This is a genomic window from Brachybacterium sp. SYSU DS0246 (genome assembly GCF_059391765.1).
The window spans coordinates 102,708-128,314 of record NZ_JBZXYT010000003.1 but is presented as its reverse complement, the minus strand read 5'-3'; the positions used below and the strand labels follow the sequence as shown (position 1 = coordinate 128,314).

At 70.2% G+C, this 25,607-nt stretch carries 22 protein-coding genes; 4 read left to right on the top strand and 18 right to left on the bottom strand.

Translation table 11 applies throughout. The annotated features are described in order from the left end of the window. The first annotated feature begins 71 nt into the window (after positions 1 to 71). Both AC5020_RS02490 and recQ read left to right on the top strand, forming a co-directional pair. Entirely contained in the window at positions 72 to 368 is a 297-nt protein-coding gene (locus AC5020_RS02490; protein ID WP_464987100.1) for a hypothetical protein, read from the top strand. 55 nt (positions 369 to 423) lie between these two features. Then, on the top strand, positions 424 to 2,352 hold the full coding sequence (gene recQ, locus AC5020_RS02485; RefSeq protein ID WP_464987099.1) for a DNA helicase RecQ: 1,929 nt from the start codon (positions 424 to 426) through the stop codon (positions 2,350 to 2,352). Between the two features lie 32 nt (positions 2,353 to 2,384). On the opposite strand, the gene AC5020_RS02480 is transcribed toward recQ, so the two are convergent. The 8 genes from AC5020_RS02480 to AC5020_RS02445 all read right to left on the bottom strand — a co-directional run bounded on the left by AC5020_RS02480 (position 2,385) and on the right by AC5020_RS02445 (position 13,541). Continuing rightward, the gene (locus AC5020_RS02480) at positions 2,385 to 3,662 is read right to left on the bottom strand and encodes a hypothetical protein (protein WP_464987098.1); all 1,278 of its coding nucleotides are present in this window, start codon (positions 3,660 to 3,662) and stop codon (positions 2,385 to 2,387) included. 81 nt (positions 3,663 to 3,743) lie between these two features. Then, a complete protein-coding gene (locus AC5020_RS02475) occupies positions 3,744 to 5,390 on the bottom strand; it encodes an alpha-amylase family glycosyl hydrolase (protein WP_464987097.1) in 1,647 nt (548 codons plus the stop codon). Next, on the bottom strand, positions 5,387 to 6,340 hold the full coding sequence (locus tag AC5020_RS02470) for an LLM class flavin-dependent oxidoreductase (protein ID WP_464987096.1): 954 nt from the start codon (positions 6,338 to 6,340) through the stop codon (positions 5,387 to 5,389). The genes AC5020_RS02475 and AC5020_RS02470 overlap by 4 nt, the downstream gene beginning before the upstream one ends. A gap of 241 nt (positions 6,341 to 6,581) precedes the next feature. Beyond that, positions 6,582 to 7,829 (bottom strand): metallophosphoesterase family protein, encoded by a 1,248-nt coding sequence (locus AC5020_RS02465; protein WP_464987095.1) that lies wholly within the window; start codon positions 7,827 to 7,829, stop codon positions 6,582 to 6,584. Positions 7,830 to 8,025: 196 nt separating this feature from the next. Further along, complete coding sequence (locus AC5020_RS02460; protein WP_464987094.1) at positions 8,026 to 9,744, bottom strand: ABC transporter ATP-binding protein; 1,719 nt, start codon at positions 9,742 to 9,744, stop codon at positions 8,026 to 8,028. Continuing rightward, the gene (locus AC5020_RS02455; protein ID WP_377016627.1) at positions 9,741 to 10,793 is read right to left on the bottom strand and encodes an ABC transporter permease; all 1,053 of its coding nucleotides are present in this window, start codon (positions 10,791 to 10,793) and stop codon (positions 9,741 to 9,743) included. The genes AC5020_RS02460 and AC5020_RS02455 overlap by 4 nt, the downstream gene beginning before the upstream one ends. A gap of 1 nt (position 10,794) precedes the next feature. Then, positions 10,795 to 11,808, bottom strand: coding sequence for an ABC transporter permease (locus tag AC5020_RS02450; RefSeq protein ID WP_377017262.1), 1,014 nt, complete (start codon positions 11,806 to 11,808; stop codon positions 10,795 to 10,797). Between the two features lie 92 nt (positions 11,809 to 11,900). Further along, positions 11,901 to 13,541 carry an ABC transporter substrate-binding protein gene (locus AC5020_RS02445; protein ID WP_464987092.1) on the bottom strand — a complete coding sequence of 547 codons (1,641 nt, stop codon included), beginning with the start codon at positions 13,539 to 13,541 and terminating at the stop codon, positions 11,901 to 11,903. A 382-nt stretch (positions 13,542 to 13,923) separates the two neighbouring features. On the opposite strand from AC5020_RS02445, the gene AC5020_RS02440 reads away from it, so the two are divergent. Then, entirely contained in the window at positions 13,924 to 14,895 is a 972-nt protein-coding gene (locus AC5020_RS02440) for an SMP-30/gluconolactonase/LRE family protein (protein ID WP_464987091.1), read from the top strand. Here the strand turns inward: AC5020_RS02440 and AC5020_RS02435 are convergent. The 4 genes from AC5020_RS02435 to AC5020_RS02420 all read right to left on the bottom strand — a co-directional run bounded on the left by AC5020_RS02435 (position 14,873) and on the right by AC5020_RS02420 (position 18,136). Beyond that, positions 14,873 to 15,832 carry a squalene cyclase gene (locus tag AC5020_RS02435; RefSeq protein WP_464987090.1) on the bottom strand — a complete coding sequence of 320 codons (960 nt, stop codon included), beginning with the start codon at positions 15,830 to 15,832 and terminating at the stop codon, positions 14,873 to 14,875. The genes AC5020_RS02440 and AC5020_RS02435 overlap by 23 nt on opposite strands. 79 nt (positions 15,833 to 15,911) lie before the next feature. After that, entirely contained in the window at positions 15,912 to 16,487 is a 576-nt protein-coding gene (locus AC5020_RS02430) for a mycothiol transferase (protein ID WP_377794061.1), read from the bottom strand. 186 nt (positions 16,488 to 16,673) lie between these two features. Beyond that, positions 16,674 to 17,048, bottom strand: a complete 375-nt coding sequence (locus AC5020_RS02425) for a DoxX family protein (protein WP_377016617.1) — start codon at positions 17,046 to 17,048, stop codon at positions 16,674 to 16,676. A 104-nt stretch (positions 17,049 to 17,152) separates the two neighbouring features. After that, entirely contained in the window at positions 17,153 to 18,136 is a 984-nt protein-coding gene (locus tag AC5020_RS02420; RefSeq protein WP_464987089.1) for a LysR family transcriptional regulator, read from the bottom strand. A 75-nt stretch (positions 18,137 to 18,211) separates the two neighbouring features. Between AC5020_RS02420 and AC5020_RS02415 the strand changes: the two genes are divergently transcribed. Beyond that, positions 18,212 to 19,051 carry an aldo/keto reductase gene (locus AC5020_RS02415; protein ID WP_377016613.1) on the top strand — a complete coding sequence of 280 codons (840 nt, stop codon included), beginning with the start codon at positions 18,212 to 18,214 and terminating at the stop codon, positions 19,049 to 19,051. A gap of 136 nt (positions 19,052 to 19,187) precedes the next feature. On the opposite strand, the gene AC5020_RS02410 is transcribed toward AC5020_RS02415, so the two are convergent. The 6 genes from AC5020_RS02410 to AC5020_RS02385 are packed head-to-tail and all read right to left on the bottom strand — an operon-like array spanning position 19,188 to position 25,452. Beyond that, positions 19,188 to 19,919, bottom strand: coding sequence for a sirohydrochlorin chelatase (locus tag AC5020_RS02410; protein WP_464987088.1), 732 nt, complete (start codon positions 19,917 to 19,919; stop codon positions 19,188 to 19,190). Then, a complete protein-coding gene (locus AC5020_RS02405; RefSeq protein ID WP_464987087.1) occupies positions 19,907 to 20,776 on the bottom strand; it encodes a uroporphyrinogen-III synthase in 870 nt (289 codons plus the stop codon). Before AC5020_RS02405 ends, AC5020_RS02410 begins: the two co-directional genes overlap by 13 nt. Next, positions 20,773 to 21,558, bottom strand: a complete 786-nt coding sequence (cobA, locus tag AC5020_RS02400) for a uroporphyrinogen-III C-methyltransferase (protein WP_464987086.1) — start codon at positions 21,556 to 21,558, stop codon at positions 20,773 to 20,775. The genes AC5020_RS02405 and cobA overlap by 4 nt, the downstream gene beginning before the upstream one ends. Then, complete coding sequence (gene nirD, locus AC5020_RS02395; RefSeq protein WP_464987085.1) at positions 21,555 to 22,022, bottom strand: nitrite reductase small subunit NirD; 468 nt, start codon at positions 22,020 to 22,022, stop codon at positions 21,555 to 21,557. Before nirD ends, cobA begins: the two co-directional genes overlap by 4 nt. Then, positions 22,019 to 24,580: a nitrite reductase large subunit NirB gene (nirB, locus tag AC5020_RS02390; protein ID WP_464987084.1), complete on the bottom strand. Its 2,562-nt coding sequence runs from the start codon at positions 24,578 to 24,580 to the stop codon at positions 22,019 to 22,021. The genes nirD and nirB overlap by 4 nt, the downstream gene beginning before the upstream one ends. Next, a complete protein-coding gene (locus AC5020_RS02385) occupies positions 24,577 to 25,452 on the bottom strand; it encodes a formate/nitrite transporter family protein (RefSeq protein ID WP_377016601.1) in 876 nt (291 codons plus the stop codon). The genes nirB and AC5020_RS02385 overlap by 4 nt, the downstream gene beginning before the upstream one ends. Positions 25,453 to 25,607 lie beyond the last annotated feature (155 nt).

Sequence of the window (25,607 nt, the reverse complement as noted above, 5' to 3'; positions counted from 1 at the left end):
TCGTCCGAACGGACGATGTCGGGTCGAGCGTGGGCGAGTCGGTTGTCACACCCTCGCGCCAGACTGCTCCCATGATCCTTCCACCCGAGCCGAGCGACAGCGTCGGCCGACCGCTTGAGTTCCCCGAGCGTGGAACGTGCCCGAGCTGCGGTTCGGGAGAGATCGTCCACCATGTCCGAGGGCTGCCGGACGTGCTGTACGTGGAGGCCGCACCGGCGTGGATGGTCTTCGGCGGCTGCACGATGATCGGCCCCGACCGCACGTGCTCATCGTGTCAGCACCAGTGGTGGGGACCGTATGACGAGGACTTCGAGGAGGAGGATGAGGACGACAGCGAACACGACACCAGCGACGAGGACGATGGATGATGGCCCGGTCCACCGCGGTCCGCCACGCCGGCCCGTGCCCCATACAGTGGTGAGCATGGACGAGCCCCACCCCGCCGACCCGATCCTGACTTCCGACGGGCATGTCGCCGTCGACTCCGCCCCGGCGAACGGCTCCCCCACCGACCCGGCGCTGCGCATCCTCTCGACCGTCTTCGGCTACGACTCCTTCCGCGGCGAGCAGGCAGCCATCATCGAGCACGTCGCCTCCGGCGGCGACGCGGTCGTGCTCATGCCCACCGGCGGCGGCAAGTCGCTGTGCTACCAGATCCCGGCCATGCTGCGCGAGGGCACCGGTATCGTCGTCTCCCCGCTCATCGCGCTGATGGCCGATCAGGTCGCCGCGCTCGAAGCCGTCGGGATCCGGGCCGCCTTCCTCAATTCCACGCTCGAGCCGCACGAGGCACAGGCCGTCGAACAGCAGCTTCTGGCCGGCGAGCTCGATCTGCTCTACATGGCGCCCGAGCGTCTCGTCCTCCCCCGCACCCTCGATCTGCTGCGCCGCGCCGAGCTCTCCCTGATCGCGATCGACGAAGCCCATTGCGTCTCCCAGTGGGGCCACGATTTCCGGCCGGACTACCTGGGACTGGCCGTGCTGGCCGATGCATTCCCCGGCGTGCCCCGGATCGCGCTGACGGCCACCGCCACCGAGGCCACCCACGCAGAGATCACCGACCGGCTGCGGATGGAGGGCGCCCGCCACTTCGTCTCCAGCTTCGACCGCCCCAACATCCAGTACCGCATCGATCCCAAGGCCTCCCCGCGCGAGCAGCTGCTGCGCCTGATCACGACCGAGCACGAGGGCGAGTCGGGCATCGTCTACTGCCTCTCGCGCAAGAGCGTCGAAGCCACTGCCCAGTGGCTCTCCGATCGCGGGATCCCGGCGCTGCCGTACCACGCGGGGCTCGACGCGGCGGTGCGCCAGGATCACCAGGAACGGTTCCTGCGGGCCGAGGGGCTGATCGTCGTGGCGACGATCGCCTTCGGCATGGGCATCGACAAGCCGGACGTCCGGTTCGTCGCCCACCTGGATCTGCCCAAGTCCATCGAGGGCTACTACCAGGAGACGGGCAGGGCCGGCCGTGACGGGCTGCCGTCGACGGCATGGATGGCCTACGGCCTGGGCGACCTGGTCAACCTCCGCAGGTTCATCGACTCCGGGGACGGCGACGAGCAGTTCAAGCGCAACGCCCGCGCCCACCTCGACGCGATGCTCGCCCTGTGCGAGACCGTCTCCTGCCGCCGCGTGCAGCTGCTGCGCTACTTCGGGCAGGACTCCGAACCGTGCGGGAACTGCGACACCTGCCTGAGCCCGCCGCAGACCTGGGACGCCACCGTCGCCGCCCAGAAGCTGCTCTCGGCAATCATCCGCCTCGACCGCGAGCGCGATCAGAAGTTCGGCTCCGGGCAGGTGATCGACGTGCTGCTGGGCCGCGAGAACGAGCGCTCCCGCCAGTCCCGACACGATGAGCTCAGCGTCTGGGGCATCGGCGCGGAACTCAGTGAGAAGGAGTGGCGCACGGTGCTGCGCCAACTGCTGGCCCGCCGCATCGTCGAGGCCGTCGGCGACTACGGCGTGCTCGTGCCGGGGCCTGAATCACCGGCTGTCCTGCGCAGCGAGGTCACCGTCGAACTCGCGGTGGACCGCACGCCCACGAAGCCATCGCGCTCGCGCAGCTCCTCCCGCGGTTCCTCCTGGGGCGGCGGGGCGACGTCTCGAGCGGCCGACGGTCTCGAGCCCAGTCAGCGCGAGGTCTTCGAGGCGCTGCGCGCGTGGCGCACCTCCGTGGCCAAGGAGAAGCAGATCGCCCCGTACATGGTCTTCTCCGACGCCACGCTGGTGGGGATCATCGAAGCCCGCCCCGGTTCGGTGGCCGCCCTCGGCGGGGTCAGCGGGGTCGGCGCGAAGAAGCTCGCCGAGTACGGCGACAGCGTGCTCGAGGTGCTCGCGACGACATCGTCCTGACCGGGTCGCTCTCAGTCCCGCCCCGTCGCCGCTCACGGCCGCCGGCGGACTTTCACTCCCCCGACTCGCTCGGCGTCGTCGACCAGGGTGAAGGCACGCGTCTCCGGCGGGTACGGGAGATATCGTGGATCGGTCTCACGAAACAGCGGCCCGGCGCTCGGGATCCTGATGGGCCAGTTCTCCATGGCCCGGGTCACGCGATGGTTCAGACGATTCCCCAGGTCCTTGTCGCGGAACTTCGGTGCGTCGATCCGAGCGACCACCAGGGTGTGGCGCCCGCCCACCTCGATTCTCTCGATGTGCTTCCACGGCACCAGTCCCTGGCCGTGCAGAACATCGATCCAGCCCTCGCTCGTCACGCGGGCGCTTCGGCGCCCGACGGTGCGCAGTAGGCGCCACAGTCTCGGGACGAGGATCACGAAGCCCAGTACGGGCGCCCAGGCGAGGAGGACCAGGACCCACCACGGCGCGTTTCCCAGGAGGACCGCCACGATCATCGCCCCGCCCAGGAGCCCGCAGACCGCGGTTGCCCAACTCATGAGCGCGATGTGAACCCACTGCCCAGCGCGGGGCGCCACCCCGGATTCCGGATCTTGAGACCACTCGGGATCCAACCCGAGACCACGGACCTCCGCGGCGGTGGGAGCGAAACCCTCCTGCGTCCAGCGCCGTACCGCCGTGTGCGCCCCGGGCCGCCAGCGGACGCGCTTCCCGAGCCCGGCGCCGACATCGGGCGGCAGCGATGAGACGGCCCGCGACTCTCCCAGCACCAGCCCGACACGATCCCAGGGAAAGGTGGTGGCGTCCCCGCCGTGGTCCGGGACGACGGCCAGGCCCTCAGGGGACACGGCCACGATCCCGGCTCCGTCGGCGTACCACCGGCTGAGCCGGGGCAGCAGCGAGGACACCGCGAGTCCGAAGACGGCGGCGAGCACGGATCCGGCCGCCATGAGGCCCGCGGAGGGACCTTCAGTGCCGACGCCGACCAGAACGCAGAGGACCACGATGGCGACGACCAGCACCGCCAGGGCGATCCAGGACACCACGATCGCGAGCCGACGAGGCCGCTGGGCGATCATGACGGCACCACCGACACGCCGCGGCTCCTGCACGTCCTGAAGGAACCCTCTGAGAGTGACAGCCCAGGGCACCGCGCTGAGCAGGAGGAGGACCAGCGCCAACCCGATCCGGCTGGCGATCCCCAGGTCCGGCTGGAACGGCAACGTGACAGTGAACAGGAGTGCCACCACCGAGACGAGTCCCCGCACCGGCGGGATGCTCAAGAGCGCCATGGCGCTCGCCTGGCTCATCGCCATGGTGCTCCTCCGAGCGTCGAGGAACCGGGTTCTCCGCCCGCCGGGCCGCCATCCCGGCGTGCCCGGCCGGTCGCATCATACTCGGGTCGCTCGCAGCCAGCGGAATCCGTACGCCCCCAGCTCCACCTGGAGCTGTCCGTTCTCCGGGCGGGTCACGCTCTCCGGCTGCAGGAGGTCATGGAACTCGGCCGATGCGATCTGCTCGGCCAGAGCACCGACATCGACCGTGGCCGTGCAGTCGTGGTCGGCGAAGTTGTGCAGGGCGACGAAGACGGCCCCCTCGGAGACCGCGGCATGGGCGAGGGCGCTCCCCTCTCCTGTCTCCAGGACCGCGAGGTCACCGAAGGCGATCTCCGGGGTCGCACGGTATTCACCGATCAGCGTCTTGAGGAAGGACAGCAGGGAGTCGGGATCGTGCAGCTGGTCGTAGACGTTGACACGCTCGGGGCCGTAGTCGCCCTCGGGCAGCTGCTCCACGAGGTCGTCGCGGCGCGCGGTGGAGAACCCGCCATTGCGCCCGGAGTGCCACTGCATCGAGGTCCGCACGCCGGAGCGGTCCTCGGTGCCGGCCGGCTCCCCCATCCCGATCTCCTCGCCGTAGTAGAGCACCGGTGCCCCGGGCAGGGAGAACAGGAGGCTGTAGGCCAGGCGGATCCTGCGCTGGTCCCCGCCGAGCATCGGGGCCAGTCGCCGCACGATGCCCCGCCCGTACACCCGCTGGCGCGGGTCCGGTGAGAGCGCCTCGAAGACCTCCTCCTTGGCATCGCCGAGCAGTTCGAGATTGAGTTCGTCATGGGTGCGCAGGAAGCTGGCCCAGCCCTGACTGACGTCGACCGCGGGCAGCTCCCGCAGCACTGTCGCCAGCGGCGCGGGATCGTGGCGGACGAAGGAGAGGAAGGCTGCCTCGGCGGTCTCGAAGTCGAACTGCAGGTCCAGCTCCACACCCGGGTTGCCGAAGTAGTCCAGCTGGTCCTGGTGGTCCAGGCCCACCTCGCCCAGCAGCGCCGCGCCGCCGTAGCGCCGGGCGACGAACCGCCGCAGCTCGCGCAGGAAGGCGTGGGGGTCGCTCTGGTTCCCCGCTCCGGGCGGGTGGATCAGGAACGGCACCGCGTCGATGCGGAAGCCGTCGGCCCCGAGTTCGAGCCAGAATCCGAGAATGCGCGAGATCTCCGAACGGACCTCGGGATTGGAGTGGTTGAGGTCCGGCTGGTGGTGATGGAAGTGGTGGAGGTAGTACTGCCCTGTCTGCTCGTCGTACTGCCAGACGCCGTCCTCCTCGGTCGGGAAGACGTTGCTGCCGGCATCGTCGGTGGGCTCGTCCTGCCAGACGTAGAAGTCGCGGAGCCGGGCGTCGCGGCTGCTGCGGGCATCGACGAACCACGGGTGCTGATCGGAGGTGTGGTTGATGACGAGGTCGATGATCACGCGGATGCCGCGGTCGTGGGCGACGCGGATCAGTTCGACGAACCGGCCGAGATCGCCCAGGCGGCTGTCGACGCCGAAGTAGTCGGTGACGTCGTAGCCGTCGTCCCGGTCCGGCGTGGGTTGGAACGGCATCAGCCACAGGCAGGTCACGCCGAGATCGGCGAGATACTCGATGCGGTCGAGAAGACCGTCGATGTCGCCGATCCCGTCACCATCGGAGTCCTGGTACTTCTTGATGTCCAGGCAGTAGATGACGGCGGATCGCCACCACAGGTCGCTGCGGTCGGCCGGCCTCATAGGGTCTCCTTCAGGACGCTGATCAGGCCGTCGGCCCGATCCAGGAAGTAGCTCTGGTCCTGGCCGACGTGATGGATGTAGAGGTGGTCGAAGCCTCGGCCCGCCGCGGTCAGCTGCCCAGCGAGCTGCTCGACCGAGCCGGCGATCGCCACGGAGGACCGCATCGCCTCGGGAGTCGGCTCCGCGAGGGCGTCGAAGTCCTCGGGCTGCTCGACGTCCCACATCGTCGCCGAGGCGGTGGCGTGCTTCCACTGGTCGGTGGCGATGGCCAGTGCCTCGTCCTCGCTCGGGGCCAGGCTGACATGGGCCTGCAGCATGGTCTCCCCCGTGCCGCCGGCGTCGCGGTAGGCGCTGAGCACCTGCGAGGTGCTCTGCGGGTCGATGCCGACGGTGATCATCCCGTCGGCCCATCCCGCCGCCCAGTGGGCGCTGTCGGGGCTGGCGGAGGCGGCGATCGCGGGCGGCTGGGTGGCCGGACGGCTCCAGATCCGTGCCTGGTGGATCCGCACGACGTCGTCGACGTCGACCTGCTCGCCCGCCAGCAGACGGCGGATCGCCTCGACCGACGCCGTCACGCGCCGGCGCCGGGTGTCCTTGTCGGGCCAGGGGTCTCCTGTGACGTGCTCGTTGACGGCCTCGCCGCTGCCGTAGGCCGCCCAGAACCGGTCCGGGAACATCTCGGCCAGGGTGGCGACGGCCTGTGCGATGACCACGGGGTGGTACCGCTGACCGGGCGCTGTGACGACGCCGAAGGGCAGTGTCGTGCTCGCCATCGCGGCGCCGAGCCAGCTCCACGCGAAGCCGGCCTCCCCCTGCGCCGTTCCCCAGGGTGCGAGGTGGTCCGAGCACAGGGCGGCGTCGAACCCGACCGCCTCGGCGCGCTGGACGTCGGCGAGCAGGGTGCTGGGGGCGATCTGCTCGTGGGATGCGTGATACCCGATGATCGTCATGCTCACTCCTGGATCATGCGCTGCCGGTCTCGTCCTCGGCACGGAAGGCGTCCTCTGCTCCGGCCCGCCCGACGTCCTCGACCGAGGTCCTGCGCACCGGTGCTTATCGACGATATGCGCACCGGAGCGTGTACTCCAGCACCGAGAAGACCACTCGGTTGCTTCGTCCAGCTGCCGCCCGTCTCGTCGAGGCCGGCTGGCTGGCTCGGACCGAGAGGGTCCCGAGTCGGGGCCGACGCGGTCAGCTGATCCCCTCGGGGAAGTCCGCCGGCTCCCCGGGCTGAGCCCCCGCGCTGAGGTCGATGCCGTAGTCAGCCGCGAAGCGCAGCTCGGTGCCGGCGAGGACGTCCTCGGTGCCTTCATCGAGGTGGAACACGCGCGCGCCCCGCAGGCGGTGGTCCTCGTCGCCGCCCAGCCCGTAGGTGCCGAATCCGGTGCCGGGCGCATAGCCGAGCTTGATGCCGTAGTAGTCGCCGACGTAGGTGTTGATGTGGTCGTGGCCGACGAACAGGCCCTTGACGTCGCCGCGCTGCAGCATCGCGGAGAACATGCCCGAGTTGAAGGGGCCCGGGCACTCGTCCTCGTTGCGCTCGCCGGTGATCCCGTGCTTCTCGAGTGCCCGGGCGTGGTCGGCCTCGGTGCGGGAGTCGACGCTGGCGAACCACATGAACCGGTGCTCCCAGAGGGCGATGTGCTGGAACACGAGCCCCGGCACGAGCGCCTTGTTCTTCTTCTCCAGCTCCTGGGAGGCCTCGAGATACCACTGGATCTGATCCGGGCGCAGCCAGTCCCAGTCCGGGTATCCCTCGAAGTCCTGCCCGGCGATCTCCTCGGGGGCGTAACGGCCGGAGTCCAGCAGCCACAGCGCGAAGGCGTCGCCCTTCCCGGCTGCGGAGGTCACCGTGAGCACCTGGTTGCCGGTGCCGGTGATGCCGCGCGCCCCGGCGGTGTTCACGTTGTGGCGGTACTGGCGCACGAAGTCGATGTAGTCGTTCTCGTCGAGGCCGGTCTTCTCGGTGGAGTCCTCGTCGTGGTTGCCGAAGGTCAGGGCCCACGCGATCCCGCGGTCCTCCATCGGGCGGACCACGTTGTTGATGGCCTGCTTGGCCTCGAGCGCCGTGGAGGGACCGCCGTTGAAGACGTCCCCGTTGATCAGCGCGAAGTCGGGACGGACGTCGTCGAGCACCGCTTCCTGCAGCTGAATCGTGCGCACGTCGGTCTGGTGCGTGTCCTGGGTGTCATTGAACTGGACGACGGTGAACGTGCCGTCCTCACGGAAGCTCAGCTCGCCGCGCACGACGCCGTCCTTGGGCGGGGCTCCGCCGCCCGTGCCCGCCACCGGCGCCGCCGCGGCCGCTCCCATCGTGCCTGCGGCGGCGAGGCCGGTCGCAGCCGCGGTCGAGAAGCGCAGCACGTCGCGACGGGTGCGGGCTGCCCGAGCATGCGGGGCCGACGGGTTCTGGGCGGGATTCTGCGGAGAGTCGACCATGGTGTCACCGTGCCTGGTTCTGGAGGAGTGAGGAACTCTCGAACCGTAGCCACGGGTCCATACCAGCCGACGACGCGACCGTGAGCATCGCCCGTCGGCCCGCGGAATTCCGGGTGAACCGCGGACGGTGACCGTGCCCGGTCGCGCTGGATCTCCTCGTCCGCGCCGAGGCGGCCGAGAGATCTCGGCGTATCGGCTAGCTCGCCGCCCCGCTCCCCCATTGCTGGATGAAGGCCTCGCGCCGCTTCGCCTGCTCGATGGGGTCCGGCACGGGCAGGGAGGCGATCAGTTTGCGCGTGTAGTCGTGGCGGGGCCGTTGCAGCACCTCGGGGCCGTGGCCGTCCTCGACCAGCTCCCCGCGGTACAGCACCCCGATCCGATGGGCGAGGGTGTCCACCACAGCGAGGTCGTGGCTGATGAACAGGGCTGCGAAACCCAGCCGGGACTGCAGCTCCCGGAACAGGTCCAGCACGGTGGCCTGCACCGACACATCCAGCGCGCTGGTCGGCTCATCGGCGATCAGCAGCTCGGGACCGAGCACCAGCGCCCGCGCCAGGGAGACGCGCTGGCGCTGCCCGCCCGAGAGCTCGTGAGGGTACCGGCCGGAGTAGGCGCCGGGCAGCTCCACGGCCTCCAGCAGGTCTCGGACCCGCTGGGTGCGCTCGGCCGCGCTGAGCGAGGGCTCGTGCACGATCAGCGGCTCGGCGATGCACTGCTCGATCGTCAGGTGCGGGTTGAACGAGGTCGCCGGATCCTGGAAGACGAAACCGATACGGCGGCGCACGGGTTTGAACGCTCGTTCCCTGACGCCGTTCATCTCGTGGCCGAGCACGCGCAGACTGCCGCCGGTGGTGCGCTCCAGCCCCACCATGGCACGGCCGATCGTGGTCTTGCCGGAGCCGGACTCGCCGACCAGGCCGTAGACCTCTCCGGCGCGGATCGTGAAATCCACGCCCTTCACGGCCCGGAACGGGGGCCGCCCCAGCCGGCCCGGGTACTCGATGACCAGGTCCTTCGCCTCGACCACGGGATCGGCGTCCTCGATCACCTGGCGCTGCGCGGTGCTCAACTCCGTCCATGCGGAGCGGCGCCCCAGGTGCGGCACGGCCGCGAGCAGCTTCTGCGTGTACTCCTCGCGGGGCTCGGCGAACAGCTCCTGGACGCCGGCGCGCTCGATCACCTTCCCGCGGAACATCACGGCCACGGAATCGGCGAGATCGGCCACCACACCCATGTTGTGGGTGATGACGATGACGGAGGTCCCGAAGCGGTCGCGGACATCGCGCAGCAGCTCCAGGATCTCGGCCTGCACCGTGACGTCCAAGGCAGTGGTGGGCTCGTCGGCGACGATCAGCTCCGCCCCCAGGGCCAGCGCCATCGCGATCATCACGCGCTGCTTCTGGCCGCCGGAGAACTCGTGGGGGTAGCGGTCGATGCGCTCGGCCGGATCAGGGATACCGACCGACTCGAGCGCCTTGATGGCTTCGGCCCGGATCTCCTTGCGCGTCAGCTTCGGCCGGTGCGCACGCAGACCCTCGCCGATCTGCCACCAGATCGGGTAGACCGGATTCAGCGCACTGGAGGGCTCCTGGAAGATCATCGAGACGTCCTCGCCGCGCAGTGCGCGCAGCCGCGGCCCGGTCAGGCCCACGACGTCGGTGCCGGAGATGAGGATGCCCCCGGTCTCCTCGGCGGTCTCGGGCAGCAGCCCCAGGATGGAGCGGGCGGTGACGGACTTGCCGGAGCCGGATTCGCCCACGATCGCGAGGATCTCGCCGGGCGCGACCTCGAGGCTGACGCCGTCGACGGCGTGGACGTCGCCGGCGTCGGTCGCGAAGTGGACGTCGAGGTCGCGGATCTCGAGCCGCGCCGTGCGGTCCGTCGCGGGCTCGGTGGCGGTGCCGGTGTCGCTCATGCGCTCGCCTGCTTCTCTGTGGTCGCGGCCGTCACGGTCTTGCGGGATCGCTTCTTGCGGGTCCGCAGCCGTGGGTCGTTGAGGTCGTTGATGGATTCGCCGACGAGGGTCACCCCGAGCACTGCCAGCACGATGGCCAGGCCGGGGAACAGGCCCGTCCACCAGATGCCGCTGGTGGCATCGGCCATCGCGCGGTTGAGGTCGTAGCCCCATTCGGAGGCGCTGGTGGGTTCGATCCCGAAGCCCAGGAAGCCCAGCGCGGCGAGGGTCAGGATGGCCTCGGAGGAGTTCAGGGTGAAGATCAGCGGCAGCGTGCGGGTGGAGTTTCGCAGCAGGTGGGTTCCCATGATGCGGCGGTGCCCGGTGCCGACCACTTTCGCGGCCTCCACGAACGGTTCCGCCTTCAACCGCACGACCTCCGCACGGATCACGCGGAAGTACTGCGGCACGAAGACGACCGTGATCGAGATGGCTGCGGCGAGGATGCCGCCCCACGCGTTGGACTGCCCGCCGGAGATCACGATCGACATGACGATCGCCAGCAGCAGGGAGGGGAAGGCATAGATCGCATCGGCCAGCATCACCAGCACCCGGTCCAGCAGGCCGCCGACGTACCCGGAGAGCAGGCCGAGAGCCACGCCGAGGAACAGGGAGGCCACCACCGCGCACGCCATCACGGCGACCGCGGTGCGGGTTCCCCAGATCACGCGGGAAAGCACGTCGAAGCCGGTCACGGTGGTGCCGAGCGGATGGGCGGCCGACGGGGGCTGCTGACCGCCGAAGTTCGTGCCGTCGGCCGCGGTCTGCGCGAAGCCGTAGGGGGCGATCAACGGCGCCGCCAGCGCCGTCAGCAGCAGGATCGCGACGAGCACCAGACCCGTCACCAGCATGCCGCGCTGGAGGCCGACGCTGCGGCGATAGTGGCTGACCACAGGCAGGCGCAGATACCAGGGGGCACGGGCGGAGCCCGCCACGATCGTCGACTCGGTCGAGAGATCGGCCTCGGCGGGATCGCCCTCGCCCGGGGGCACGGGGTTCGACAGCGTCATCTCAGTACCTCACTCGCGGGTCGATCAGAGCGGCGACGACGTCGACGATGAAGTTGGAGACGGCGACGATGACGGCGAGGGTCATCACGATGCCCTGGACGGCCACGTAGTCGCGGGCCTTCATGTACTCGGCGAGCATGTAGCCCAGTCCGTTCCATTCGAACGTGGTCTCGGTCAGCACGGCGCCGCCGAGCATCATCGCGATCTGCATGCCCATCACCGTCACGATGGGGATCAGCGCCGGCCGCAGCGCGTGCCGGGTGGTCAGGCGGGACTCGGCGACGCCGCGGGAGCGGGCCGAGTCGATGTACTGCATCTCCAGGGTGCCGATCATGTTGGTGCGCACCAGGCGCAGGAAGATGCCGCCGGTCAGCACGCCGAGGGCGATCGCCGGCAGCAGGGCGTGGCTGAGCACGTCGGCCAGCACGTCCAGGCGTCCCAGCCGGATCGCGTCCAGCAGATAGAACGGCGTCGGGTTCAGGATCGAGCCCATCGTCAGCTCACCCCGCGTCGAGATGCGCCCGGCCACCGGCAGCCAGCCCAGGCCCACGGAGAAGACGAGCTTGAGCAGCAGGCCGACGAAGAACACCGGCGTCGCGTAGCCGAGGATCGCGACGATCCGCAGCACCGCGTCGGGCCAGCGGTCGCGGGTGCGGGCTGCGATCATGCCCAGCGGAACCCCGGCGACCAGCGCGACCACCACGGCGTAGGCGACCAGTTCGAAGGTCGCCCCGCCGTAGGTGGTGAGGATCTGCGTGACCGGGGTGTTGTCGGTGTAGGCGGTGCCGAAGTCCCCGCGCAGCACCCCGCCGAGATAGTCGAAGTACTGCACGATCAGTGGCCGGTCGTAGCCGGCCTCGGCGCGGCGCTCGGCGAGCTGGTCCGGGGTGAGTCGGCCGCCGAGAGCGGCCGTGATCGGGTCCCCGGTGATCCTCATGAGGAAGAAGACCATGGTCATGAGGATCAGCACGGTCGGGATGATGAGCAGGAACCGGATGAGGATGTAGCGGCCCAGCCCGCCCGAGGAACGTGCGCGCCCCGGACGGCCGGAGCCCCCGGTGCCGGGTCCTGCGGCACCGGGGGCTGCCGGGCTGTCGAGCTCTGCCGTCACTTGGCGAGCGGAGCGAGGCGGAACTTGAAGGACGAATCGAGCGTGACGCCCTGGAGGTCCGCCGTGGACACGGCGATCTGGGCGCCCTGCAGCAGCGGCAGGGTGGAGATCTCGTCGGCCACGATGTCCTGGATCTGGACGAACAGCTCCTCGCGCTCGGCCTCGTCCTGGGTGCCGCGCTGCTGAGCGATGAGCTTGTCCACCTCGGGGTTCGAGTAATGGTTGACCAGGAAGTTGTCCTCGGGGAAGAACGGCGAGAGGTAGTTGTCGGCATCGGAGTAGTCCGGGAACCAGCCCAGCTGGTACGCCGGGTACACATCGGCGGTGCGGTCCTCCGAGTACTGCACCCACTCGGTGGACTGCAGATCCACCACGAACAGCTCGTCGGCCTCCAGCTGCGCCTTGACCGCCGCGTACTCGTCTCCGGAGGAGTTGCCGTAGTGATCCGGGTTGTACTGCAGGCTCAGGTTCACCGGGATCTCCACCCCGGCGTCCTCCAGCCGCTGGCGGGCCTTGGCGGGGTCGGGGCCGCCGCTGCCGTCGCCGTAGAGGTCCTGGAACTGGGTGCCGTTGCCGGGCAGCCCCTCGGGGATGTACGAGTACAGCGGCGTGTAGGTGTCCTTGTAGACCTCGGTGGCGATCGCCTGGCGGTCGATGAGGTCCGCCGCGGCCTGACGGACGGCCTTGGCCTTGGCCGGGTCGGCGTCCTCGGTCTCCGCCCCGTACGGCATCGTGTTGAAGTTGAAGACGATATAGCGGATCTCGCCGCCGGGGCCCTCGTGCACGGCGACGGCGTCGTCCCCCTCGAGGTCCTCGATGTCGGTGGCAGAGAGCGAACGCCACACGCAGTCGATGTTGCCCTGCTGGATGTCCAGCTTCATGTTGTTCTGATCCGCGTAGTACGTCATCGACACGCTCGAGCTCGAGGGCTTGCCGAACAGACCCTTGTAGTTCTCGAAGGCCTCGTAGGAGACCAGCTCGTTGAGCTTCCAGCTGGTGATCTGGTACGGGCCGCAGAAGGCCTTCTCGGAGACGATGTCGTTGTCGGGCAGCACCTCGTCGGCGGGGAACACGTCGGCGTCGACGATGGGACCGGCGGGGCTGGTCAGCACGTACGGGAACGTCTGATCATTCGGCTCCTTGAGGTGGAACTCGACGGTCAGGTCGTCGACGGCTTCCACGCTGTCGAGGTTCGCCAGCAGGCTCGAGGGTCCGTTGGGGTCGGCGATCGCGAGCTGGCGATCGAAGCTGTGCTTGACGTCCTCACTGGTGAGCTCATTGCCGTTCGCGAAGGTGAGGCCCTCCTGGAGCGTCACGGTGAAGACGTTCTCGCTGGTGAACTCAGCCGTCTCGGCCAGGTCGGGCTCGGGCGCGCCGTCCTCGGAGCCGATGCTGGTGTTCAGCAGGTAACCGTAGACCTGGGCCCACACGGTCGATGAGCCGTTGTCGTAGGCCGCGGCAGGGTCCAGGGCGGTGACCTTGTCGGTGGTGCCGACGGTCAGAGCGCCCTCACCGCCGCCGCCTCCCCCGCTGCCCCCGTCCTCGGAGGTCTGGGCGCAGGCCGAGAGCAGCAGCGGGGCTCCGGCCGCGGTCAGCAGCACCGTCCGTCGCTTGGGGGTGAAAGCGGCATCGAACATGGGGTCCTCCAGGGAATGAAGCAGGCCGCGTGGTCACGGCACTGTGGTGCACGCAGCGGCCTCGTGTGGCATGGCGCACCCATGGTGTGCCCTGGAACCTAGCACTGCAAAATGCTCCGGCCCGCCCGCAGGCACGGATCGGCGTCCACGTTTGCCGAACCGTTATTGGAATGGCCCGGATTCTGGCGTGAGGAGGGCGAAATACCGTGAGCGCGGGCAACGATCTCTCCCGGCTCCGCGCCGTTCTCTCGGCCGAGGAGGCGTCGTGACCATAGGATCTGTGCCCACCAGTCGGAGTCGACGTCCCGGCACCTTGACGCCTCGCGCGGATGCGGGCGTTCTCCGATGGTGCCGAGGAGCCCCCATCACCGAGGAGATCCACATGACCACCGAACCTCCGCCGCTCCTGGCCGACGGCGCCCAGCTCGAGAAGGTCGCCACCGGGGCGATCTGGGCGGAAGGGCCCGTCTGGGTCCCGCTGCGCCGCGCCCTGCGCTTCAGCGACATCCCGAACAACCGGATCCTGGAGTACTCGGAGACCACCGGCGAGCTGAGCGTCTTCGCCGAGGGCGTCGAGTTCACCAACGGCCGCACTCTGGACCTCGAGGGATACGTCATCGAATGCTCCCACGGTCGCCGTGCCGTCCAGCGCGACACCGCCGTCGGCCCCGGCGACGAGCACCGGCCGGTCACCGTCGCCGACCGCTTCGGGGAGGTCCGCCTGAACTCCCCGAACGACGTGGTCGTCAGCTCCGACGGGGCGATCTGGTTCACCGATCCCTCCTACGGCATCAAGCGAGAGGTCGAGGGGCATCCCGGCGAGGAGGAGTACGGCGACCGGTACGTGTTCCGGCTCGACCCCGGCACCGGAGCCCTCACACCCGTGGTGATCGACGTGGAGGCCCCCAACGGTCTCGCCTTCTCCCCCGACGAGAGCCTGCTGTACGTCGCGGACTCCTCCCGCTCCCCCGCCGATCAGGAGAATCCGAACCCGCGGCGGCCCCGCGGGCACGCGATCCACGTCTATGACGTCGTCGAGGGCCGGCACGCCAAGAACGGTCGGATCCTCACCGAGGTCTCTCCCGGCCTGCCCGACGGCATCCGGGTGGATGTCGAGGGCCGGATCTGGAGCTCGAGCGGGTCCGGCGTGCAGGTGTTCACTCCGGCGGGTGAGCGCCTGCTGGATCTGCCCGTGCCGGAGAAGGTCGCCAACCTGTGCTTCGGCGGGGACGACGGGCGGACCCTGTACATCGTCGCCACCACCAGCCTCTACCGGGTACGCACCTCCACGGTGGATGCCGCCCGGGCAGCCCGCGGGCGCCGATCGGACGTCAGCCCTCCCCCCACCACCTGAGGACCCGCAGAGCCTGCAGCGTCACCCATGGAGACGGCTCGCCGTCAGGCACATCGATCTCGAACCACACGTGGCCCGGCAGCACCATCTGCTGCAGCCAGGTGCCGTCGGGCTGCTGGGCCTCGCGGACCATGGAGACCGCCTCGGCCATCCGCGGGTCGCGCACACCGGCGCGGCGGAAGTGCTCCAGCGCGCCGAGAGCGGTGTAGATGTGCCGCGTGGGGTAGAAGAACGTATCGACCCACGGGCCGACGAGCTCGCCGGTGCTCAGTCGCCGCGTGAGAGTGCGGGCGAGCAGGTACTCCTGCCCCGATGCCCGGGCCGCGCGAGTGGCCTCGGTCCCGCCGGTGGCCTGCTCGTGGACCAGCAGCGCCCGCACGGCGTTCAGGGTCGAGTGGAAGCTGGAGCGCACCGACCCGTTGGCCCATTCGCAGTTCCAGCCCCCGTCGGGCAGGCGGTGCTCGACGAACCAGGTCGCGAGGTGCTCGACGTCGACTCCGAGCCAGAGCCCGTTGGCCAGCGTCATCGCGTTGATGCAGCAATCGACCTCACCGCCCCAGTACGGGAGCGTCCGGTCGTACTCCCAGTGGGAGTTCCGGGCCAGGAGCTCAGGTGTGCCGCGATCGATGAGCGGGGCGGGGTCCATGCCCCAGTCGCGCAAGGTGGTCAGCGTCCAGGTGGTCGCCGTCCAGGGCTGGCCGGGCAGATTCCGGTTGGCCGGATCGTCGAAGAACCCCGCCGGGAAGAAGGCACCGCCGGCCCATTGCCCGTCAGGATCCTGACGGTCCAACAGCGCGGCGCCGAAGCCCTCTCGCGGGATGCGGGCACGGGTGGCTTCCCACTGCTCGGCCGGGAGATCGAGCAGGTCGCGCTCGACCTGCCAGCGCAGCGCGGGGTCGGAGTCCAGCAGCCAGGCGATCACGTCAGTGGGTGACATGGACCCACTCTGCCACTGCGGTCCCGCGCTGTCGCTGACCGCGACGTCGTACACCGCGACCCGGGGTCATCGCCGGCGCTCACCAGCCCGGGGGCGGCCAGGGCTGCCCTTCGGCCAGAGCGTTCAGCTCGTACGCTCCCTTGCCGTCGATCGATTCGCGCAGGATGTCCGCGTGGCCGGCATGGCGCGCGCCTTCCTCGATCGCGTGCAGGGCGCACCAGCGCACCGTCCAGTTCTCGCAGCCCACGAACCACGGACGATCCGGGACCGGTACGGACGTCTCGAGATCCGCGGCGCGGATCGCCTCGGCGAGCCGGCTCGCCACGGCATCGAGCTCGGCGCTGAGCGATTCGGCGGTGTCGCCTTCCCGCACGGCCGACGGATCGATGGTGCCCTCGGCGTAGGCCTGCGCGGGCTCGCGCTCGGGTTCGGAGGCATTGCCCGGAGCGGCGAGGATTCCGGCGGTGACGTTCTCGACCATGAGGATCGCGTGCCGGGCGAGAGCTCCCAGGCTCATCGCCGACGCGCTCGGTGTGGCGGTCAGCTGGTCCCTGTTCAGCCCGTGCAGGGCCGTGGCGAGCTGGCGGTACTGCTGGAGGGCGAAGGTGGCCAGGCCGTCGTGCTCCGTGGTGATATCGGCGGTGAGGAAAGGCATCCGAGGCTCCTGGGGGCTGAGGCGGGGCGAGACGGCCGTCCGGCCGCTCAGGGTCCACTGTCGCGGAGCGTGCGGACAGAATCTGTCCGCAGAAGCGGCGGTTCCCTCCGCAGACGCGCCGCTTCCCTCTGCGGCGACGCCGGTGCGGTCCGACAGGACGCGATGACGCCGCGACCCGGGTGCCTCTCAGAGCTGGTACGGGCCGAAACGGGACCACGCCACGACGACCGACAGGATCGCCAGCACCACCGAGGGCAGCGTGGCCATCACGCCGTCGCCGCGCCGGGTGTGCACGAGGGCGGCGAAGACCATGGTGATCGCGAGCCCGGCGGCGGCGAACGGGACGAGCACCGTGGCGATACCGGTCAGCCCGGGCACGATCAGGCCGATCGCACCGAGGATCTCGAGCACGCCGATCCCCAGGACCACGGAGTGGGGGAAATCCTCGGCATAGGGCGTGCGCTCGATCTGCTGTTCGCGGGAGGTGAGGAGCTTCGCGGCACCGGAACCGATGAAGACGGCGGCCAGGACGAAGGACAGGATCCACAGGAACACGTTCATGGTGCGTCTCCTCGTGACGTCGGTCCGGCACCGATGGCACCGATGCCGGGTGGACGATTATCCGCCTCCTGGCCTCCTCTGTCACCGATTCCGCATTCTCGTTCCTACTGAGCGAGGTCGCCGGCCCGTGCCGGAACCGGGCTGGGCTCCGGCGCGGTCGCCGGTTGCTGCACGCCGGTCGAGCCGGCGGTGACCGCGCTCTCGGCAGTCGCATGGGACTCGCCCAGCAGCTCCAGCAGCATCCCGGCAGGCAGGTCCGCCCGGTCCTGGCGCGGGCTGATGGCGCTGACGGTCCAGTCCGCGACCGAGGCACCGTGCAGCGAGTGCCGGATCAGCTCGGCTGCCTGCGGCTTCGCCGCCACATGCTGCGGCACGATGGCGATGCCCAGACCGCGGCGCACCAGATCGAGCAGGGTGTGCACGTCATTGACGCTGCAGCGCACGCGGCGAGTGACGCCGTGGGCTGCGAACGCCTCATCGTTCAGGGTGCGCACTCCCCAGGAGGAGCCGAAGTCGACGAAGTCCTGGCCCTCCAGCTGTTCCCAGGTGGGATCCGTATGCGCCAGCGGATGCGCGGGCGAGGTCAGCAGCACGACGGGCTCGTGGCCCAGGGGCACATGGCGCACGGAGGCCAGATGCCGGGTGGTGGCCACGAAGGCGACGTCGAGCCCGCCGGCGCGGACGGATTCGACCAGCTCATGCGAACCGGACTGGACGAACTCGGTCTCCACGAGCGGGTAGCGGCGGTGGAATCGCTCCAGCAGCCCGGCGACATCGACCAGCCCGAGGCATTGCTCTGCGCCGACGCGCAGCGACCCGGTCACCGTGCGGCTGACCCGCACCACGGCGTCGCGGGCCTGCGCCGCCTCATCGAGCATCGCCCGGGCATGCGGCAGCAGTGCCAGCCCGGCGGCGGTGGGTTCGACCCGACGCGTGGTGCGTCGGAACAGGGACGTTCCGAGCTCGTCCTCGAGGCTGCGGATCGCCGAGGACAGCCCGGATTGGGAGATGCCCGCCAGATCCGCGGCGCGGGTGAAGTGCCGCTCCTCGGCGAGGGCGAGCACGTACTCCATCTGACGAAACTCCATTGACCGCTCCTGCTTCTCAATACCATCTGCGCAAGCTGTTGGACGCGTAGATTACGGGTCCTTACGCTGAGCCTCATGACTACTGTTCCCACCATCACCCTGAACTCCGGTCACGCCATCCCCCAGCTGGGCTTCGGTGTCTTCCTGGTCCCTCCCGCCGAGGCCGAAGAGGCCGTGAGCACTGCTCTCGAGGTCGGATACCGCCACATCGACACCGCCGCCATCTACGGCAATGAGGAAGGCGTCGGCGCCGCGATCGCCAAGAGCGGCATCCCGCGCGACGAGCTGTTCGTGACCACCAAGCTGTGGAACGACCGTCAGGCCGGCGAGGCCCCGCACGACGCGATCCGCGAGAGCCTCGAGAAGCTCGGACTCGACTACGTCGATCTCTACCTCACCCACTGGCCCACCCCGGAGAAGGACACCTACTCCAACGCGTGGCAGAAGCTCATCGAGATCCGCGACGCGGGCCTGGCCCGTTCGATCGGCGTGTCCAATCATCTGCCCGAGCACCTCGATCGCCTCGTCAAGGACACCGGCGAGGTCCCCGCGGTCGACCAGATCGAGCTCCACCCCGCCCTCCAGCAGCGTGACGTGCTCGAGTGGGGCGCGGCCAACGGGATGCACATCGAGTCCTGGGGCCCGCTCGGCCAGGGCAAGTACCCGCTGTTCGAGAACCCCGCCGTGGTCGCCGCCGCCGAGGCGCACGGCGTCACCCCGGCGCAGGCCGTCATCCGCTGGCATCTCGATCGCGGCTTCATCGTCTTCCCGAAGTCCACGCACCGCGAGCGCATGGAGCAGAACTTCGACGTGTTCGGCTTCGAGCTGACGGCCGACGAGATCGCCGCGATCGACGCCCTCGACGCCGGTGACGGCTCGGGCCGCGTGGGCGCCCACCCGCTCGAGCTCAACTGATCCCCGATCCGGTGCGCGGGAGGACTGCTGCGGTTCCGCGCCGCGGTGCTCCCTGATCGCCTCGCAGGCCCGGTCCGCTCAGCGGGCCGGGCCTGCGGCCGTCCGGACAGATACTGCCGGCCACCGCACACGTCTCTCAGGCGCCGATAGCCGAGGTCGCCGGCTCCGGGTGGCGGAGGGCTGCGGCCGCGGCGCGGTACCGCTGCGCGATCACGGAGATCACCGCGGGATCGGTGCCCAGGGGCGCGCTGACCTGGTCGGCCCCGGCTGCGAGTACGAGGTTCGCGAAGTGGCCCGGGGCCAGCACGTAGCTGGCGGCGATGACGCGGTCCGCCCCGCCCTCGCGGGCGGCGGCGACCGCGCGGGGGATGCGGGGCTTCGCCCCGGCGCCGTAGCCGATGCTCACCGGAGCGGGCAGCTCCTCGGCCAGCAGGTCGCGCATGTGCTCGACGTCCAGCACCGCCTCGGGATCGCTCGACCCCGCTGCGGCGAGGACGATGTGGTCGCCGGGACGCCGGCCCGCGTCGCCACCCGGGAGCTCTCCCAGCCGGCGGAGCAGGGCCTGGGCCAGCAGCTCGTGCGGCCCCATCGTGCCGGCGGAGACGACATGGGGGTACGGGGCGACGGCGCGGCCGATGTCGACCTTGGTGTGGTGGCCGGTGGACAGCAGCAGCGGGACGACCACGGCGGGGCCGTCGGCGGCCACGCGCGCCACGACGTCGTCGACCTCGGGCTGTTCCACGTCGACGAAGGCTGGTTCGATCCGCGCCCCGGGAAGGGCCAGCGAGAGCAGGTCCAGGATCTCGGAGACGGTGGCGCGACCCTCGGCGAAGCGGGTGCCGTGCGAGCAGGCGATCAGCGCGGCCATCGGTCCTCCTCCCCGGCGCTCCCGGATCCGGTGCCGAAGTGCTGGACCACGCCGCGCACGAGAGAGCCCATGCGCCCGCGCTCCGCCATCAGCACCGGCAGGCCCCGTTCTCTGAGCGGCCCCGCGGTGACCGGGCCGACGGCGGCGAAGGTCAGATGTCCCGCCGCGGCCTGCTCCGCGATGCCCCCCAGGGCGCCGGCGCGCTCGGCCTCCTCGAGCCAGCGGGAGGCCCCGGGGGCGGCGGTGAAGACCACGGCGTCGACCTCGCCCGCGCTCGCGGCGATCACGGAGCGGACCACGGCCTCCGGGTCCCGTGAGGGCCCCCAGCGGTACACCGTCAGGCTCACCACGTCCGCTCCGTGCCGATCCAGCAGCTCGTCCAGTCCGTCGGAGCCCGAGCCGTGGTGCTGGACGGCGACGCGCTTCCCGTGGAGGTCCTCCTCGAGCAGGCGTTCCCCGACCTCCGCGCTGACCTCGGAGGTGGCGGCCCAGCCGGTCGTCAGGCCCGCCTGCTGCACCGCTCCGCGTGCCTTCGGACCGCGGGCCAGGATCAGGGAGTCGCTCATCGCAGTGCGCAGGTCCTCCCCGAGACCGGCGGCGTCTGCGGCTTCGATCCAGCCGCGGAAGCCGACGCCGGTCAGGGCGACGGCTACCTGGGGCGGGCGGGCGATCAGTTCGCGGGTGCGCTCCAGCAGCGAGGCGTCGTCGATGTGCGGAATGGTCGACATCGCCGGGGCGACCTCGACCGAGGCACCGTGGCGCTCCAGGGCGGCGGCGAGCTCCTCCGAACGGCGATCCACAGCGATCACGATCCGGCGCCCCGTCAGGGCGTGGGAGAGCAGAGGGGCGGTGCTCATCGAACCGCCTGCGCAGGTGCGGAAGTCACTGCGGACTTTCCCTTCTCGTCGATCAGCGAATCCAGCAGGCCGTCCCGCGCCACCTCTCCGATCACGATGACCGCGGGGCTCTGCACGTCCACGCTGCGGGCCAGCGCCACGATCTCACCGAGGGTGGAGCGGGTGGTGCGCTGCCGCGCGCAGTGGCCGTTCTCCACGATGGCGACGGGGCGGGCGGCGGGCACTCCGTGCTCCAACGCGGCCCCGACCAGGCGGGGCAGGCCCGCCACGCCCATCAGGACCATCGTGGTCACCGTGTCGTCGGCCAGCGCCGCCAGCGTGGAGGCGCTGGGCGGGCCGTGGCCGGTGACCACGTGGACCGTGGCGGCCGTCCCACGGTGGGTCGCGGGGATGCCGGCGGCCTGAGGGACCGCGATCGCGCTGCTGATGCCGGGGACGACGTCGACCGGGACACCGGCGGCGGAACAGGCGGCGTACTCCTCGCCGCCCCGGCCGAAGACGAACGGGTCGCCGCCCTTGAGTCGCACCACCCGTCGGCCCTCGCGGGCGTGCTCGATCAGCAGGGCGTTGATCTCGTCCTGCGGGACGGGATGAGCGCCCGGCTGCTTGCCGACGTCGATGATGTCGGCGCACCAGCTGATCTCGGCGATGGCCCCGATATCGGGGCCGAGTCGGTCGGCGATGACGACGTCCGACTCCTGCAGCAGGCGGTGGGCTCGGACCGTCATCAGATCGACCGGTCCCGGCCCGCCGCCCACCAGCCAGACGTGCCCGGGGCTCATGAGGACTGTTCCCAGAGCAGGTAGACGTCGCCGTCGCGCACCTCGGCGGGCCAGGTGCGCAGCTCGGCAGGGTCCTTGCCCTGCGTGTCGAGACAGGCACCCGTGTCCAGGTCGAAGACCTGCTTGAACATCGGGGAGGCCACGGTGGGCGTGTGCCCGCGGGAGCCGACGATGCCACGGGACATCACGTAGGCGCTGCTGTACGGATCGCGGTTGCAGACGGCACGGACGGTGCCGTCCGACAGCAGGAACAGTGCCACCTGGGTGACCCCCAGGAGCGCCGCGCGGCCCCGCTCCACCTCGAGGTCGCCAACGGCGCAGATGCGCAGCCACCCCGACTCCCCCGGCGCGGCGGGTGCCGGCGCGGAGTGTGCCGAGGCACCGCGCGTACCGGTGGTTCCCGGCGTCTCGGCCGTCCCGGGCTGCCCGGGCGTCGTCGCGGGGTCCAGGGTCTGTGCGGTCATCGCCGTACCTCCAGTCGTGTTCCTGCGATCAGGACCTCGCCCGATGCGCGTTCCTCGCTGCTGGCGGGCCGGGCCTGGCCGCGCTCGGCAGTGTAGGCGAGGGACGGGTCCGGGGTCGTGGGCGCGTTCACGAACGAGCCGAACCGGCGCAACTTGTCCGGGTCGGCCAGGGTCGCCGCCCATTCGTCCTCGTAATCGTCCACGTGCTTGTCCATCGCCGCGTCCAGATCGGCGCAGATGCCCAGGCTGTCCTCGAGCAGGACCTCCTTGAGGCCCTCGATGCCGCCGTCGAGGTCCTCGATCCAGCGCGCGGTGCGCTGGAGCTTGTCGGCCGTGCGGATGTAGTACATGAAGAACCGGTCGATGATGCGCAGCAGGGACTCGTCGTCCAGGCCCTCCGCCAGCAGCTCCGCGTGCCGCGGGGTGAACCCGCCGTTGCCGCCGACGTAGACGTTCCAGCCGGTCTCGGTGGCGATGACGCCGACATCCTTCCCGCGCGCCTCGGCGCACTCGCGGGCGCACCCGGAGACGCCCACCTTCAGCTTGTGCGGGGAGCGCAGCCCGCGATAGCGCAGCTCGAGCTGGACGGCCATCCCGACGGAGTCGAGAACGCCGTAGCGGCACCACGTCGAGCCGACGCAGGACTTCACCGTGCGCAGGGACTTGCCGTAGGCGTGACCGGATTCGAACCCGGCATCGACCAGTCGCTGCCAGATCAGCGGCAGCTCGTCGAGGCGGGCGCCGAACATGTCGATCCGCTGTCCACCGGTGAGCTTCGTGTACAGCCCGAAGTCCTTGGCGATCTCCCCGATGACGATGAGCCCCTCGGGGGTGACCTCGCCGCCGGGCATGCGCGGGACGACCGAGTAGCTCCCGTCCTTCTGCATGTTCGCCATCACGTGGTCGTTGGTGTCCTGCAGGGTGGCATTCTCCCCGTCCAGGACGTGCTTGCCGGTGAGGACCGAGAGGATGCTGGCGATGGCCGGCTTGCAGGTGTCGCAGCCGCGCCCGGTGCCGAAGCGCTCGATGATCGCGCTGAAGGTGTCCAGGCCCGAGACGTGCACCGCGTCGAAGAGCTGCCGTCGCGACATCTCGAAGTGCTCGCACATGGCGTTCGAGACGGCCTTGCCCATCTTCGTCAGCTCGCCGCCGACGAGGCCCTTGATCATGACCACGCAGGAGCCGCAGGTGGCACCGGCACGGGTGCAGCCCTTGATGCCGGCCACGTCGGTGCAGCCCTCCTCGTGCACGGCCTCCCGGATGCGGCCGGCGCTCACATTCGCACAGGAGCAGACCACGGCCTCATCGGGCATCTCGCCCTTGGGAGTGGGGACCCCGCCCTCGGGCATCAGGTAGGCGGCGGGATCACCGCCGAGGGCTCCGCCGACCAGGGGCCGCAGCGAGCCGTAGGCGGAGGCGTCGCCGACGAGCATGCCGCCCAGCAGCGTCTTGGCGTCGTCGGAGAGGACGAGCTTCTTGTGAACGCCGCTGACCGGGTCCGCATAGACCACATCGAGCGCTCCGGGAGTGGTGGCGAAGGCGTCACCGAAGCTCGCGACATCCACGCCGGAGAGCTTGAGCTTGGTCGAGAGGTCGTACCCGCCGAAGGTGGCGTCCCCGCCCAGGATCCGGTCGGCGGCGACCTCGGCCATCGCATACCCGGGGGCGACTAGGCCCACGCACATGCCCTGGTAGGAGGCGACCTCACCGATCGCCATGATGGCGGGATCGCTGGTGCGGCAGGCGGCGTCGATCTCGACGCCGCCGCGCTCGGCGCAGGTCAGGCCGGCGGACCGGGCCAGTTCGTCGCGCGGGCGGACGCCGACGGTGAAGATGACGACGTCGGCCTCCATCGCGGTGCCGTCCTTGAACTCAACGCCCCGCACCTCGCCGTCGTCTCCGGCCAGGACCCGGGTGGTGCGAGCCCCGGTGCGCACGCCGATGCCGCGCTTCTCGATGAGCCGGCGCAGGGAGGCCCCGGCGGGCAGATCGAGCTGGGCGGACATCAGCCGGTCGCTGGACTGGATCACCGTGGGCTCGGCGTCCATCCCCTGCAGGGCTCCGGCGGCTTCGAGGCCGAGCAGGCCGCCGCCGATGACGGTGCCTCGCACCGGGCGACCGAGTTCACGGGCCCGGCGCCGGACGTGGTCGCGCAGCTGCTCGACGTCGTCGAGCGTGCGGTAGACGAAGCAGCCGGGCTGCTCGGCGCCGTCGACCGGAGGGCGGGCGGCATAGGAGCCGGTCGCCAGGACCAGGTGGTCGTACCCGAACTCCTCGCCGGAGCGGGTGCGCACGCTGCGCCGGTCACGATCGATGTGCTCGGCCGGATCGCCCGCGACCAGGGTGATCCGAGGATCCTCGAGCACGGTGCGTTCCAGGGAGAGCGCATCGGCGTCCTCCCCGTCGAAGAAGCGGGTCAGGCCCACACGGTCGTAGGGGTGGCGGCCTTCGTCGCCGAGGATGGTCAGGGTGTACGCGGCATCGGACCGGGCGCTGAGGCTGTCCGCGAGGCGGTGGGCCACCATGCCCGCGCCGATGACGAGGATGCGGGCGGTCATCGGGTCGCACCGACCAGCTCGGGCTCGGTCGTCCCCTCGGTCTCGCCCGCGGTCACGGGGATCACCGGTTCCGCGGCGGCGGCCTTGCGCCGGTGGGCCAGGTACAGCGGGAGGCCGACGAAGGCCAGGCCCCCGACCAGGTTGCCCACGACCGTCGGGATCTCGTTCCACAGCAGGTAGTCCATGAGCGTGAAGTCCGCACCCAGCAGCAGGCCCGAGGGGAACAGGAACATGTTCACGATGGAGTGCTCGAAGCCCATGTAGAAGAAGAGCATCACGGGCATCCACATGCCGGCGATCTTGGCGATCATGCTGTCGGACATGAAGGCTGCGACGACGCCCGTGGAGACCATCCAGTTGCACAGCACGCCGCGCACGAACAGGGTTAGCATGCCGGCGGCGCCGTGATCGGCATAGCCGACGGTGCGGCCGTGGCCGATCTCGCCGATGGCGAGCCCCACCTCGTTGGGTGCGGAGGAGAAGCCGTACGTGAAGTAGATGGCCATCAGGACGGCGACGGCGAATGCACCGATGAAGTTGCCGACGAAGACCAGCCCCCAGGTGCGCATCACGCCGCCGACGGTGACGCCGGGGCGGCGGTCCAGCAGCGCCAGCGGGGTCAGGGTGAACACACCCGTCAGCAGGTCGAAGCCCATCAGATAGAGCATGATGAACCCGACCGGGAAGAGGATCGCGCCCAGCAGGGGCTGGCCGGTCTGGGTCGAGACGGTCACGGCGAAGGCCGCGGCGAGCCCGAGGATCGCACCGCCCATGACGGCGCGCACGAGGGTCTCCCGGGCAGACATCCCGATCTTGCTGGCTCCGGCATCGACCAGGCGTGTGACCAGGTCGGACGGTTTGACGTAGTCCATGGCTGCCTCCAAGGGGCGCAGTGGGCTGGGGCCCGCCGAGCAGCGCCCGGCGATGCGGCCAACGTAAGACGGGGGCGCGTCAGCCCATGCAGCCGTCAGCGCCCGTTACGTTTCCGTGACCCCCGGTCTCATTCCCGTCCGGCCCCGCCGAGCGA

Coding starts and splice junctions, on each gene's coding strand:
- AC5020_RS02490 (WP_464987100.1), top strand. CDS start 72: ATGATCCTTCCACCCGAGCCGAGCGACAGCGTCGGCCGACCGCTTGAG.
- recQ (WP_464987099.1), top strand. CDS start 424: ATGGACGAGCCCCACCCCGCCGACCCGATCCTGACTTCCGACGGGCAT.
- AC5020_RS02480 (WP_464987098.1), bottom strand. CDS start 3,662: ATGAGCCAGGCGAGCGCCATGGCGCTCTTGAGCATCCCGCCGGTGCGG.
- AC5020_RS02475 (WP_464987097.1), bottom strand. CDS start 5,390: ATGAGGCCGGCCGACCGCAGCGACCTGTGGTGGCGATCCGCCGTCATC.
- AC5020_RS02470 (WP_464987096.1), bottom strand. CDS start 6,340: ATGACGATCATCGGGTATCACGCATCCCACGAGCAGATCGCCCCCAGC.
- AC5020_RS02465 (WP_464987095.1), bottom strand. CDS start 7,829: ATGGTCGACTCTCCGCAGAATCCCGCCCAGAACCCGTCGGCCCCGCAT.
- AC5020_RS02460 (WP_464987094.1), bottom strand. CDS start 9,744: ATGAGCGACACCGGCACCGCCACCGAGCCCGCGACGGACCGCACGGCG.
- AC5020_RS02455 (WP_377016627.1), bottom strand. CDS start 10,793: ATGACGCTGTCGAACCCCGTGCCCCCGGGCGAGGGCGATCCCGCCGAG.
- AC5020_RS02445 (WP_464987092.1), bottom strand. CDS start 13,541: ATGTTCGATGCCGCTTTCACCCCCAAGCGACGGACGGTGCTGCTGACC.
- AC5020_RS02440 (WP_464987091.1), top strand. CDS start 13,924: ATGACCACCGAACCTCCGCCGCTCCTGGCCGACGGCGCCCAGCTCGAG.
- AC5020_RS02435 (WP_464987090.1), bottom strand. CDS start 15,832: ATGTCACCCACTGACGTGATCGCCTGGCTGCTGGACTCCGACCCCGCG.
- AC5020_RS02430 (WP_377794061.1), bottom strand. CDS start 16,487: ATGCCTTTCCTCACCGCCGATATCACCACGGAGCACGACGGCCTGGCC.
- AC5020_RS02425 (WP_377016617.1), bottom strand. CDS start 17,048: ATGAACGTGTTCCTGTGGATCCTGTCCTTCGTCCTGGCCGCCGTCTTC.
- AC5020_RS02420 (WP_464987089.1), bottom strand. CDS start 18,136: ATGGAGTTTCGTCAGATGGAGTACGTGCTCGCCCTCGCCGAGGAGCGG.
- AC5020_RS02415 (WP_377016613.1), top strand. CDS start 18,212: ATGACTACTGTTCCCACCATCACCCTGAACTCCGGTCACGCCATCCCC.
- AC5020_RS02410 (WP_464987088.1), bottom strand. CDS start 19,919: ATGGCCGCGCTGATCGCCTGCTCGCACGGCACCCGCTTCGCCGAGGGT.
- AC5020_RS02405 (WP_464987087.1), bottom strand. CDS start 20,776: ATGAGCACCGCCCCTCTGCTCTCCCACGCCCTGACGGGGCGCCGGATC.
- cobA (WP_464987086.1), bottom strand. CDS start 21,558: ATGAGCCCCGGGCACGTCTGGCTGGTGGGCGGCGGGCCGGGACCGGTC.
- nirD (WP_464987085.1), bottom strand. CDS start 22,022: ATGACCGCACAGACCCTGGACCCCGCGACGACGCCCGGGCAGCCCGGG.
- nirB (WP_464987084.1), bottom strand. CDS start 24,580: ATGACCGCCCGCATCCTCGTCATCGGCGCGGGCATGGTGGCCCACCGC.
- AC5020_RS02385 (WP_377016601.1), bottom strand. CDS start 25,452: ATGGACTACGTCAAACCGTCCGACCTGGTCACACGCCTGGTCGATGCC.